General features: G+C 53.4%; 9 protein-coding genes. 5 read left to right on the top strand and 4 right to left on the bottom strand.

Annotated elements, in window-relative coordinates; translation table 11 throughout:
• Nucleotides 1-4: 4 nt before the first annotated feature.
• A complete protein-coding gene (glpA, locus tag PREMU_RS04290) occupies nt 5-1633 on the bottom strand; it encodes an anaerobic glycerol-3-phosphate dehydrogenase subunit A (protein ID WP_040557991.1) in 1629 nt (542 codons plus the stop codon).
• Between the two features lie 271 nt (nt 1634-1904).
• On the opposite strand from glpA, the gene PREMU_RS04295 reads away from it, so the two are divergent.
• The 3 genes from PREMU_RS04295 to PREMU_RS04305 all read left to right on the top strand — a co-directional run bounded on the left by PREMU_RS04295 (nt 1905) and on the right by PREMU_RS04305 (nt 5784).
• Nucleotides 1905-3860: a heavy metal translocating P-type ATPase gene (locus tag PREMU_RS04295; RefSeq protein WP_007573417.1), complete on the top strand. Its 1956-nt coding sequence runs from the start codon at nt 1905-1907 to the stop codon at nt 3858-3860.
• A 167-nt stretch (nt 3861-4027) separates the two neighbouring features.
• Nucleotides 4028-4744, top strand: coding sequence for an IspD/TarI family cytidylyltransferase (locus PREMU_RS04300; RefSeq protein WP_040557992.1), 717 nt, complete (start codon nt 4028-4030; stop codon nt 4742-4744).
• Nucleotides 4732-5784, top strand: a complete 1053-nt coding sequence (locus PREMU_RS04305) for an NAD-dependent epimerase/dehydratase family protein (RefSeq protein WP_007573421.1) — start codon at nt 4732-4734, stop codon at nt 5782-5784. Before PREMU_RS04300 ends, PREMU_RS04305 begins: the two co-directional genes overlap by 13 nt.
• Nucleotides 5785-6124: 340 nt before the next feature.
• Here PREMU_RS04305 and PREMU_RS04310 read toward each other — a convergent pair whose 3' ends face one another.
• On the bottom strand, nt 6125-7006 hold the full coding sequence (locus PREMU_RS04310; protein ID WP_007573423.1) for a LicD family protein: 882 nt from the start codon (nt 7004-7006) through the stop codon (nt 6125-6127).
• Nucleotides 7007-7095: 89 nt separating this feature from the next.
• On the opposite strand from PREMU_RS04310, the gene PREMU_RS04315 reads away from it, so the two are divergent.
• Entirely contained in the window at nt 7096-8547 is a 1452-nt protein-coding gene (locus PREMU_RS04315; RefSeq protein ID WP_007573424.1) for a lipopolysaccharide biosynthesis protein, read from the top strand.
• Here PREMU_RS04315 and PREMU_RS04320 read toward each other — a convergent pair.
• Nucleotides 8542-9477: a glycosyltransferase family 2 protein gene (locus PREMU_RS04320; RefSeq protein ID WP_007573425.1), complete on the bottom strand. Its 936-nt coding sequence runs from the start codon at nt 9475-9477 to the stop codon at nt 8542-8544. The two genes, PREMU_RS04315 and PREMU_RS04320, sit on opposite strands and share 6 nt — an antisense overlap.
• A gap of 119 nt (nt 9478-9596) precedes the next feature.
• On the opposite strand from PREMU_RS04320, the gene PREMU_RS04325 reads away from it, so the two are divergent.
• Complete coding sequence (locus tag PREMU_RS04325; protein WP_007573426.1) at nt 9597-10550, top strand: beta-1,6-N-acetylglucosaminyltransferase; 954 nt, start codon at nt 9597-9599, stop codon at nt 10548-10550.
• Here PREMU_RS04325 and PREMU_RS04330 read toward each other — a convergent pair.
• Nucleotides 10486-11841 carry a DUF6080 domain-containing protein gene (locus PREMU_RS04330; protein WP_007573427.1) on the bottom strand — a complete coding sequence of 452 codons (1356 nt, stop codon included), beginning with the start codon at nt 11839-11841 and terminating at the stop codon, nt 10486-10488. The genes PREMU_RS04325 and PREMU_RS04330 overlap by 65 nt on opposite strands.
• Between the last annotated feature and the right edge of the window lie 173 nt (nt 11842-12014).

The raw sequence follows: 12014 nt of genomic DNA on the forward strand, positions 1-12014 counted from the left end.
TTTGTCAAGCGTTTAGTCCACACAGTTCTTGATAGATCTTCAGTGTCAACTGGTTTTCTTTCAGCGTGTCGCCCCAGGCCACGGGCCGCATGCCTTTCCAGCGCTCCTGTATGAACGCGCTGAGATCGTTAAGTGCATCTTTTGGCGCTGTATGACCAAGCTGGCAGAGCACGCAAGAGGCGCGGCAGGCACAGAGTTCACTTTGGCAGGTACCCATGCCGATACGTGTACGGCGGCGCAGGTTGATGAGATTATGGACGTGGAGCTTGTCGATGGCAAACTTCACCTCGCCGACACTCACCTCCTCACACTCGCAGACGAGGGCGCGGTCCTCTATCGTTTCATGAGGTATTTCTTTGGTGAATGTGCCATGGCGGCCTATCTCCGCGAAGCGGCTTGTCGATGCCACGGGGTCGCTGAAGATGTCGTTGTGCATCTCCGTCTTTATCTCACTGTCGCTCTCCTCCGACCCGGGCAACGGCACTACGGCCGTATCACATTTCTTGTCAATGCCGAGCTTCTCGCAGACGAGGTCGGCGGCTCTCTCTGCCATGAGACGGTAAGTCATCATCTTGCCGCCCGTGATGGTGATGAACCCTTTCAGTCCGTCGCGTTTCTCATGGTCGAGCAACACGATGCCACGGCTGATATTTCGCCCTGACGGGTCATTGTCGGCTGCCACCAACGGACGCACGCCGGCATAGGCACGGATGATGCGTGTCGTAGCAAGGCTCGGCGCGAGGTGTATGCCTTCACGGATCATCAGGTCCACCTCTTCGGGTGTGGCGCGCATGTCGTCAATCTGATCGAACGGCACACGGTCACTCGTCGTGCCGATAACGCACACCGCATCGTCGGGGACGAGAATATCACCGTTGGCGGGCTTGCGGCAGCGGTTCAGCACCATGTGGTTGACGCGGTGGCCGAAGACGAGCAGGGTGCCCTTGGCGGGGAACATGTTTATCTTGATGCCTGCCAACTGTGCCACGGGCTGGCCCCAGATACCGGCAGCGTTGATGACGAGACGGCAGTGGACCTCGGCCTCCTCACCTGTGCGGTTGTTGCGTAACTTCACCCCTTTCATCACGCCATTCTCTATGACGAAGCCAATGACCTCTTCGTAGGTGAAGACCTCTGCGCCATGGTGTTTGGCATCGATGATGTTGGCTGTGGTGAGGCGGAAAGGATCGATGGAGGCATCGGGCACGCGTACGGCGCCGATGAGCGCGGGGTTGACGGCAGGTTCAATGCGCCTGGCCTCTTCGGGGGAGATGATGTCAGCACGGATACCGGCGCTGCGGCAAGCGTCAACAAAATTCTTCTGATAGTCAAGACTGTCTTCAGGCAGCGTGATGAAGAGACCGTCGGTCTCTTCTACACAATGACGAGCCACACGGCGGAGCGTCATGTTCTCTTTGATGCACTCGCGCGCCGACTCTTGGTCAGTGACGGCATAGCGGGCACCACTGTGTAGCAGGCCGTGGTTACGGCCTGTGGCTCCGTTGGTGAAGTCGCGTTTCTCGACGAGAAGGACTTTCATTCCGCGGCGTGCACAGTCCCGTGCCGTTCCGGCTCCGGTAATACCACCGCCGATGATAATCACATCGTATTCGTCTTTGAATATCTTGTCCATCATAGTTGTTTTTTCAAATATAGGTCTCCTATTTCCTTTCGAAGCAAAATTATAAAAAATAGGTTTCGGTTCAAAATTAAATCCTTATTTTAACATTATATTTAACACAAGTTTGCTTTGTTATCATCGTTGACGGGCTATCTTTCATGCGTTTCCGTATACTCTTTTCCTGATAGGGCGGCACCGAAGCCTGTTCAGAGTCGCGCTTTTTTGCAACTGGGTTGCAATGATTATTTTGTAACTTCGCCGCGGAAATTAATGAAAGAGACAGATGGATAAAAGACTTTTAACTCGCATTATTGTTGCAGCTGTGCTGCTCTTTGTTGCATGGATGATGACGAAAACGTTTATGATGCCTGTCTGGGCACAGCTCCTTGTGTATCTCATACCCTACCTGCTCATCTCTTATGATGTGATGGGCGAGGCAGTGGAGGAAGGTATTAAAGAGCGAAACCCGTTCAACGAGGACTTCCTGATGTGTGTGGCCACCGTCGGAGCGCTGCTCATCGGCTTCCTGCCCAGTGCCGAGCCGCAGTTTCCCGAGGCGGTGTTTGTGATGCTTTTCTTCCAGGTGGGCGAGCTCTTCGAAGATTATGCTGAGGACAAGAGCAAACATTCCATCAAGGCCCTGATGGACATCCGCCCTGACACAGCCAACGTGGAGCGTGAGGGGATGGTCAGTATTGTCGATCCTAAGGATGTGAAAGTCGGTGAGACGGTCGTTGTCCGTCCTGGTGAGAAAGTGCCTATGGATGGAAAAATCATTGAGGGCTCGTCGAGCCTTAATACCGTGGCGCTGACGGGTGAGAGCGTGCCGCGGAGCGTCAGTGTCGGTGACGATGCGTTGAGCGGATGCGTCAACGTCTCCGGACTGTTGAAGATTCGGGTGACGAAGAGCTTTGGCGATTCCACGGCATCAAAGATCATCCGACTTGTGGAGGAGTCGTCGGAAAACAAGTCGAAGAGTGAGACGTTCATCCGTCGCTTCTCACGTGTCTACACGCCTATAGTGGTCTTCCTTGCTCTTGCCGTGGCCTTTCTGCCGCCTTTCTTCTACGACAGTTATGTACAGGGGCTGGTCACCTGGGGCTATCGTGCCCTGAGCTTCTTGGTGGTGAGCTGTCCTTGTGCGCTCGTTATCTCCGTACCCCTTAGCTTCTTTGGTGGCATTGGTGGGGCTTCCCGTCAGGGTATCCTCATCAAAGGCGGTAACTACATGGACGCTCTTGCCAAGCTATCCACAGTGGTGTTTGATAAGACGGGCACGCTGACCAAGGGTGTTTTTGCCGTCACCGCCATTCATCCCGAGACGCTTGACGCCCACGACCTGCTTCATCTTGCCGCTCATGCTGAGAGTTACAGCACGCATCCCATTGCCTCGGCTCTGCGTGCGGCCTTTGACGGCGCTACCTTCAAGGACTTGACACTTAACAATGACGGTACGCCTCGTGGCGGTGACCTCCTTGCCGACGGTTGTCGTCTTGAGGATGTGCAGGAGATTGCCGGCCAGGGCATCCGTGCTTCGGTCAACGGTCACGCTGTCAGTGTGGGCAATGACAGGCTCATGGAAGCGGTGGGCGCGAAGGTAGCGGAATGCAGGAAATGCAAGGACATCGTAGGTACAACCATCCATGTGGCGGTCGATGGAGTGTATGCAGGGCACATCATCATCGCCGATAGGGTGAAAGACGACAGTCGCGAGGCCATTGCCGGATTGAAGCGGCTTGGCGTGAGGCGTACGGTGATGCTCACGGGTGACCACGAGGCCGTGGCCAGGTCGGTGGCTGGACACCTCAAGTTGGACGAATACCATGCTGAGCTCATGCCGCAGGATAAGGTGACCGAGGTGGAGAGGCTGCTCAATGAGCGAACGGAGGGCACGACTCTCGCCTTTGTGGGCGACGGCATCAACGACGCTCCCGTGCTGGCTCGCGCTGATGTAGGTATTGCCATGGGTGCGCTCGGATCCGACGCGGCCATCGAGGCCGCCGATGTCGTACTCATGGACGACAAGCCTTCTAAGATCGCCACGGCTATCCGTATCGCCCGTCGCACCATCGCCAATGCCCGTCAAAACTCCACGTTTGCCATTGCCGTGAAGGTGCTCATCCTCGTCCTCGTGGCTACAGGACTGTTAGGCAGCCTGGCCATGCCGGTGGCTGTCTTCGGCGATGTGGGCGTGATGGTACTCTGCGTGCTCAATGCCATGCGCATGCTGCGTGCATGAGGCGCGTGGCGTTAAACTTTATTATAAGATGATTATTATAAGATAATAATTGGAAGATAATAATTATCTTTGCCAAATAAGCTGTGGCATTGCATTTATGCTTCGGCGTAGACGCATTGCCTTTACGGTGTAATGGGAAAAGGAATAAAACAAACGAAAACACTTACATGAACATTGCATTGATCATAGCCGGAGGTTCTGGCAACCGGATGGGGCAGGACATCCCCAAACAGTTTATGCACGTGGACAACTGTCCGATCATTATTCACACGATGAAGGCTTTTCAGTCTCATCCTGATATCCAGGCCATTGCGGTGGTGTGTCTTGCTGGTTGGGAGACGGTGCTGCAGTCGTACTCCAACCAATTCAACATCACGAAGTTGAAATGGATCTTTTCGGGTGGCTGCAACGGGCAGGACTCGATTCACAATGGTATCTACGGGCTTCGCGAGGCAGGTTGTCAGGATGGCGACTTGGTGTTGGTGCACGATGCCGTGCGCCCGCTGCTCTCGCAGGAGATCATATCCAACAACATCGCCACGTGTCAGCAATACGGATACGCCATCACCGGCATCAAGTGCCGTGAAGCCATCCTGGAGAGCGATGACGGCTTCTCGTCCACGGTGAGTATTCCGCGCGACAAGCTCGTGCGCACGCAGACCCCACAGACCTTCCGCTTAGGCAATATCATTGCGGCCCATGAGGAGGCGAAGAAGAAAGGCATCACCAACTCCGTGGCCTCGTGCACGCTGATGGCTGAACTGGGTGGACGTGAGATGCACATTGTGCCGGGATCAGAAAAGAACATCAAGATAACGACTGTTGAGGACTTGGAGATTCTCAAGGCGCTGATGAGGATACAACCGGAGTCATGGCTGAAATAAACGACTATCAGAAGGACGTCCGCTCGCTTTATGACCGCGGACTGGACCTGAGTGCGCTTCGGGGCACTCGTATTCTCGTGGCGGGTGCCACGGGACTCATCGGCAGTTGCGTGGTCGACGTGCTGATGGCCAACCCGCGTCGTGACTACGAGGTCTGCGCATGGGGCCGGAGCGCCAGACGTCTGGAGGCGAAGTTCGGCCATTACTTTGACCAGACAGGGTTCTCTGCGGGCTTACTTGACATCACAGAGCCCATTGAAGCCGACGGCCCAAACTTTGATTTTATCATCGACGCGGCCAGTAATGCCAGCCCCGCAGCTTTTAAGAGCCATCCGGTGGAGGTGATGAAGGCCAACGTGCAGGGGCTGTGCAACTTGATGGAGTACGGCACGACGCATGGCATGAAGCGTATGGTTTATCTCTCCTCGGGTGAGATCTATGGTGAGGGTAACGGTGAGCCGTTCAACGAGAAGAGTAGCGGCTATGTCGACTGTGCTACGGCGCGTGCCTGCTATCCCTCGTCAAAGCGTGCGGCTGAGACGTTTTGTGTGGCTTATGTGGAGGAGTATGGGCAGGATGTCGTCATAGCGCGGCTGTGCCATACCTATGGACCGGGCTTTACCGAGAGCGATAACCGCGTTTATGCACAGTTTATCAGGAATGTCGTTGGGGGCGAGGACATTGTGCTGAAGAGCGAGGGTCGGCAGTATCGTTCGTGGCTTTATGTGATCGATGCCGCCCATGCCATTCTCCGGCTTCTGCTTGATGGCAAGCGCAGCAACGCCTACAATGTGGCCGACGTTGAAAGTAATGTCACTATTCGGGAGTTGGCCGAGAAGGTCGCGACGATAGCGGGCCGGAGAGTGGTGCTCGATATCCCGTCGGAAATAGGCCGTGGAAACACTACGCCCATCACGCGGGCCACGTTTGATACATCAAAAATTCAGCAGTTAGGATGGAGGCCTTTGTTTACCCTTGACGAGGGATTGCGTCACACCCTCACGGTATCGGTGCAGGGTGGCCCCCTGTGGGCCACCTAAAATAATGCTTGACCTCAATATGCTTTTATGAACCAGTGGAGCATCGATCCCCTGTGGGCCACCTAAAATAATGCTTGACCTCAATATGCTTTTATGAACCAGTGGAGCATCAATCCCCTGTGGGCCACCTAAAATAATGCTTGACCACTTTCCCTTGGTTGGGATGTCTAATACATTGGTTGGAACATTGTTTGTGGGCCGGCACAGGGCACGGCCCCTGCACAGCAGCTGTCAATCTTGTGCGGGGTGGTCCTTGTGAGCCACCACAAATACTGTCCTAACCTTCTAATCATCAGCAGGGCATTACTTTAGGGGCTGCCACGGGACCGCCTCCGTACTGCTATCGGTGTTGCAGAATATCGTCGAACTCCTTTTGGCTGATTCTTCTCTTCAGATTGAAATAGGCTTTTGTGTGATGGCTGACACGCTTCTCCACTGGCGGCAATTGCATGTAGTCGCCGTAGAGCTGATGTAGATAGCCATCGTAGCCACTGAAGAGGCAGACGGTGAGCGGCCCGAAAGGCATTGACACCGTGCCTTCAAGCCATTGTTTGGGAAACACTTCACGATTGCCATAGCTGCCACAATAAGCCATCACATTGGCGGATGAGCTGAAGTCGTAGTGACGGCAGATGCGTTCCATGCGCTGGATGATCCAATGGCGGTAAGGCTTTCGCGCCATGAAACCGATGGTTTTGCGGACAAATCGTCCCCACGAATGCGGGTCCTTCAAAAGCGACAAATAGGCGCCAAAAGAGGCGTGGGTGGAGATGGCCTCCAGCTTGTTCATCTCATGGCGGAGCCTATGCTGGTCGCGCACCGCTTCGTCGCGGTCGGCTGACGCACCGTCGAGCGGGAAGATATCAATATAAAGTCCCCACAGACTGGGTATATCGGCATTCTCAATCAGCGAGGTTTGTCTGTTGCAGAGCTTGGCAAAATACATTGGATAGTCCTTGGTGGTATAGGGCGTGAGCAGTTCGTAGCGGTCCGAACGATAGTCCTTGGCAAAGGTCAAGAACTTGTCGTAGTCGGGACGTGGCATAAACACGTCGATGTCATCGTCCCAGGGGATGAGGCCATGATGGCGTACAGCGCCGATGGCTGTGCCGCCACAGACATAATAGGTGTAGCCTTGCTGCTGGCAGATGTCGATGAATTCACGTAGGATATCTGTAATGATGCGGTTCCATTCAGGCTGCAACTCTGGAGTGACTGTCATGAGATTCCTTGTTTTTGGCGCAAAAGTAAGCATAATAAATAGGAATGACAACCTTTTTCATTACTTTTGCACCGTAATAATGAAAGAAGATGTCAGAATCGCTTAAGGAAAAGACGGCCACGGGATTACTATGGGGTGCGCTCAATAGTGGGACGACTCAGGTGTTGAATCTCGTCTTTGGCATTGTGCTGGGCAGGTTGCTCACACCGGCCGACTATGGCATCGTCGGTGTGCTGACCATCTTTACGGCAATCGCCGGCGACCTGCAGAGCAGCGGGTTCACGCAGGGACTGGTCAACCTGAAGCAACCAACGCGCAACGACTACAACTCAGTCTTCTGGTTCAACGTACTTGTAAGCCTGACGATATACCTCATTCTGTTTGCCTGTTCACCGCTCATCGCTCTTTATTTCCATGAGCCCCGTCTGACTTGGCTGTCGCGTTTTGTCTTCCTGTCGTTTGTCATCGCTTCCCTGGGCATCACGAGCAACGCCTATATGATCAAGAAAATGATGAATCGCGAGTTGGCTGTGTGTGCCATTATTGCCCTCGTGGGCTCCGGACTGGTTGGCATTACGTTGGCTCTCAACGGTTATGCCTATTGGAGCCTTGCCTGGCAGCAGGTGGCTTACATCTCCATTCTCAATCTTTGCCGGTTTTATTATACGCCGCGCTTGGCCAGTCTGCGTATCGATTTTGGGCCTGTCAGACGGATGTTCTCGTTTGCGGTAAAGATCCTTGTCACCAAGATCATCAACACTGTGAGCAGCAATATCCTCACATTCATCTTCGGCAGGCTCTATCCTATGCATGCTGTTGGTAATTTCTCTCAGGCGTTCAAGTGGGATACTATGGCCAACTCTTTGGTTGCCAATACGGTGGGGCAGATCGCTCAACCGGTCATGGTGAGCATCGTGGATGAGCGTGACCGTCAGCGTCTGGTGTTTCGCAAGATGATGCGTTTCACAGCCTTCCTCGCTTTTCCAGCCATGCTGGGACTGGCCTTGGTGGCTCATGAGCTCATTCTGCTGACCGTCGGACCGAAGTGGGAAAGCTGCGTGCCGCTCTTGCAGATACTGTGTGTCAGTGGCGCTTTCTTCCCTTTCTACACGTTATACCAGAATCTTGCCATCAGCAACGGGCGCTCCGACATGTACATGTGGTGCAATGTGCTGCAGATCGTATTGCAGATTGTGCTTATCGTGGCCCTGCATTCCTTTGGGATGGTTGTCATGGTGGGTGCCTATTCAGCCTTTCTCATTCTGTGGTTAGTGGTGTGGCACGGCATCGCACACCGCCTGACGGGCGTGACTTTCGGTGAGACTTTCATGGACATTATGCCCTTCTGTCTGGCTGCGGCACTGACCATGGTGGTGACTTATTGGCTCACGTCCTTTCTTGTGAGCAATATTTTGCTGCTGATAGCTCGCATTGTTGTGGCCACTGTTATCTATTTTGTGGTGATGAAACTGGTCCATGCTGCCATCCTTGACGAGTGTCTCGCCTTCGCGAAAAGCAAGATGGGAAAGCGGAAGTCATGACTTTACCGTCAGATACAACCGTTTCAGGATCAGATATTCTATGCGTGCCAGGGCGGTTGTCGATGGTCGGGCGAGAAAGAAAGCTGCGGTCTTGAACAAAAATCCCATTGGCTGGTAGTCGAGTGCGCGACAGACATCCTCCTCGCTGATGCCAGCCTTGACGGCGCGGTAGGAGGCATTGATGAGCCCGACGTGCAGTGGATACAGATAGTTGCGGCCCTTGTCTTTAAAGAATGACACCACTATGTGGTGGGCTTCAAGGAATGACGCTACATGCCGGCGGCTGATATGGTCGGTAAAAGAGCCTTCTCTGTCTTGGCGATAATGATAGACGAGTTCGTCGGTCCACGCTCTTCGGGCATGGAAAGCCAGCCGTGGAATCACGCTGTAGTCTTCGGCCTGGTTGACGCCTTCTCTGAATTGGATGTCATGCTGCGTGAAGAGGGTCCGGCGAATCAGCCGTCCCCAGAGATGATGCGGCACTACATTCTGCAGGATAAGCTTTTCCACATAGTGCTTTCCTTTGTAGGGCTGTTGCCGGTCATAGAATATGTCGTTTGCAAAACTGTCTGTTGCTCCGTCAATGAGGTCGGCTCCCGTCTCTTCCTGCCGTTTGACGAGGGCCTCAAAAGCATGCTCGGGCAGGAGGTCGTCGCTGTCGACAAACGCCACAAAGTCGCCATCAGCATGCGCTAAGCCCGTCAGCCGTGCGGCTCCTGAGCCACGGTTGCAGTCGTGGCGGATGATGCGGAAGGAGGTTACGCTGTATTTCGAGGCGGTATCCTTCAGGATGCTTACACTGTTATCGGGCGAGCAGTCGTCAACAAAAATGTATTCTATATCCCTGTAAGTCTGGCGAAACAGGGTCTGCGCACACTGTGCGATGTATTTCTCTACACGGTATATGGGGACAATGACAGATATCTTCATTCGGAAGCGTCTTTCTTGTGGGTTGTATGAAACTTTGTGTTCGATGTGGATGTCCAAAGTTACACATTATTATTAATATAACCTTTCGGCAATCGTTATTTTTTCATTACCTTTGCCACATGAAGTTGGCATTTCTCATTACTGCGCACAACGACCCTGCCCAGTTGCGGAGGTTGATTCTGAGCCTCCCCTCGGGCTCCGGTTTCTTTGTACACATCGACGCCAAGAGTGATCTCTCGTCGTTTACAGGGATTGATCAGTTGCCGAATGTGCATTTCTGCCGTCGGCGTATCAATGTGATGTGGGGCAGTTACAGTCAGATGGAGAGTCAGATCGTGCTGCTTCGGGAGGCCGTGGAGAGCTCCGACCACTACGATTATTTCGTTAGTGTGAGTGGTCTCGACTATCCGTTGTGGAGCAATGCGCATATTCTCAACTTCTTCAGCCGCTACCAGGGCATCGAGTTCATTCACGGTATCCGTCTCGACCAACAAGGCGAGCGGAGCCAATTGTACCGTCATCACCGGCCGTTCAACCATCTTTATTTCAGGTACGGCAGTTTAGGCAGCAAGCTGAGAGTGGCACTTCGTGAGATCTTCTATGCCGTAGGTATCCGTAAGCCTTTAAGTTTCATGGCCCAAGGACAGCAGTATCATGTCTACAAAGGCTCCTCGTGGTGGGCCATCACCAGAGACCTGGCAGAATCTGTGCTTAGCCATTGGTATAAGGATAAGGCTTACAGAGGATTTTTCCATGATTTCTTCGGGCCTGACGAGACCTTTATCCACACCATAGTCTTCAATACGGCTTTCCGTGACCGTGCACTTCCTACGCCCCCGACGGTGGAGCGACTGGAGGATCTTACCCCATTGACCTTCATCGACTATTCGCACGAAATCAAAATCCTGGACGAGGGCGACTTCGACAGGCTGGTCGCATCCGGCAAGATGTTTTGCAGGAAGATTGTCAGCGGCAAGAGCGACCGCCTTGTCCGTCTTATTGATGAAGTCAGAGCGAAAGAAGATGGCCGACAATCAGCCGCAGATTCCACGTCCAAAGGAAGAGCGCGGTGAACAGTACGATAGCTTTCGTGGCCGTCAGCCGTTTACCTGATATGCTTTTCAGGAGATAACCCAATCCGATAGGGATGATGAAGGCCCATCCCGATGTCATGATATAGACCTCATTGATACCAAAGCCGAGGAGGATGTTGAGCGTGAAGTCGAGCGCCCACCACGACAGGGTGAGGAGATAGAGCTTGTGGCGCACGCCAAACACCATGCCACCAATGAACAGCAACACGATGACCGCCTCCATGGCATAGTTGCCCCAGAAATGGTAGCTGATGAATTCAGGCCGGTGGATCAGTTCATCCTCTAAGCAATGGTCTTCGTGCAGCTGGAAGCCTTCACCGAAATAGTTGTCGGTGAGTGTCTCGAGACGTGGCGTAGAGAAGTCGAATAGCTGCAGCAGGGGGCTGTCGCCGGCTTTCTTCATGTCGTGTTGGTTTTTCCATTGCTGGCTCTTCGCCTCTCTGATGGTAATAGACTTGAACCTTTCTTTGTTGGCTTTCACCACTTTTTCATTTTTTTCTTTGAGCGGTCGCTCAATGGTGTAGTATTGTATCTGTCTGACTGTCAGCAGGACGGCTATCGGCAAGGCGATGGCTATAGATAGAAATTTCGGTTGGAATAGGCGTTTGCCATTGGCGAAGAGTGCAGCGATCCAGACTTTCGTAACATTGGATGCTGACACACCGCCGCAGCAAAGGGCCAGAAGAAAGCCTTGCCAGGCTCCCGCTGTCCTACCTTTCTCCATCTTTTTCCCCATGATATAGAGCGTCATCAGAAGCAGGCACAGGGTGATGGCAAAATGGTCGGGCACCATGCAGGGCACCATGACGTGCCCAAACGAGAACAGCAGTGCCGTAAGCAGATAGGCGTCGCTGAGGCTCAGCGACAGCAGCTCGCGGCAAATGCGGAAGAAAAACACGGCGGCATAGGTGGCGCTGACCACGATGAGCAAGGCAATCATCAGCGTGGCAAGGTTCATGCCAGTGAGCGACATCAGCCAGGTGTTGAGCCAGTAGAGCGGATAGAGGATGGTGAGATAAAGTGGATGCCGGATAGTCTTGAAGTCGACGCGGCCCTCGGTGAGTGTCAGCCACGACCAGCAGTCGTAGCCCGACATCTCGAAGTGCGAGGTGAAGAGGGTCCACGAACCGCCATGCGGCAGAGGCTTGGTATAGTCGGCCCAGTGGCTCCCGACGGTCAGGGCGTTGAGCGCTGTAAACAACAGAAGGGCGATGACGGCGAGCCATCGCTCTTCCCGTTTGATCTTGAAGACGCGGAATGGATTATTCATAACTGCCCGCAAAGTTACGGATTTGCGGCCTCATCACTGCACAAACAGCAAGGAAAATGATGGAAAGGGCGATTGAGACAGTCTTCTCATTTTGTGTCTACAGTGTAAAGGCGGATCAGATCACGCCCGTTAAAGATTAATAAATATGAGATTACGGTCACATTTGTTATTCC

It is taken from the genome of Hallella multisaccharivorax DSM 17128 (assembly GCF_000218235.1).
Classification (GTDB): Bacteria; Bacteroidota; Bacteroidia; order Bacteroidales; family Bacteroidaceae; genus Prevotella; species Prevotella multisaccharivorax.

Excerpts from the sequence above, each read along its gene's own strand:
- glpA (WP_040557991.1), bottom strand. The coding sequence starts at position 1,633 with ATGGACAAGATATTCAAAGACGAATACGATGTGATTATCATCGGCGGT.
- PREMU_RS04295 (WP_007573417.1), top strand. The coding sequence starts at position 1,905 with ATGGATAAAAGACTTTTAACTCGCATTATTGTTGCAGCTGTGCTGCTC.
- PREMU_RS04300 (WP_040557992.1), top strand. The coding sequence starts at position 4,028 with ATGAACATTGCATTGATCATAGCCGGAGGTTCTGGCAACCGGATGGGG.
- PREMU_RS04305 (WP_007573421.1), top strand. The coding sequence starts at position 4,732 with ATGGCTGAAATAAACGACTATCAGAAGGACGTCCGCTCGCTTTATGAC.
- PREMU_RS04310 (WP_007573423.1), bottom strand. The coding sequence starts at position 7,006 with ATGACAGTCACTCCAGAGTTGCAGCCTGAATGGAACCGCATCATTACA.
- PREMU_RS04315 (WP_007573424.1), top strand. The coding sequence starts at position 7,096 with ATGTCAGAATCGCTTAAGGAAAAGACGGCCACGGGATTACTATGGGGT.
- PREMU_RS04320 (WP_007573425.1), bottom strand. The coding sequence starts at position 9,477 with ATGAAGATATCTGTCATTGTCCCCATATACCGTGTAGAGAAATACATC.
- PREMU_RS04325 (WP_007573426.1), top strand. The coding sequence starts at position 9,597 with ATGAAGTTGGCATTTCTCATTACTGCGCACAACGACCCTGCCCAGTTG.
- PREMU_RS04330 (WP_007573427.1), bottom strand. The coding sequence starts at position 11,841 with ATGAATAATCCATTCCGCGTCTTCAAGATCAAACGGGAAGAGCGATGG.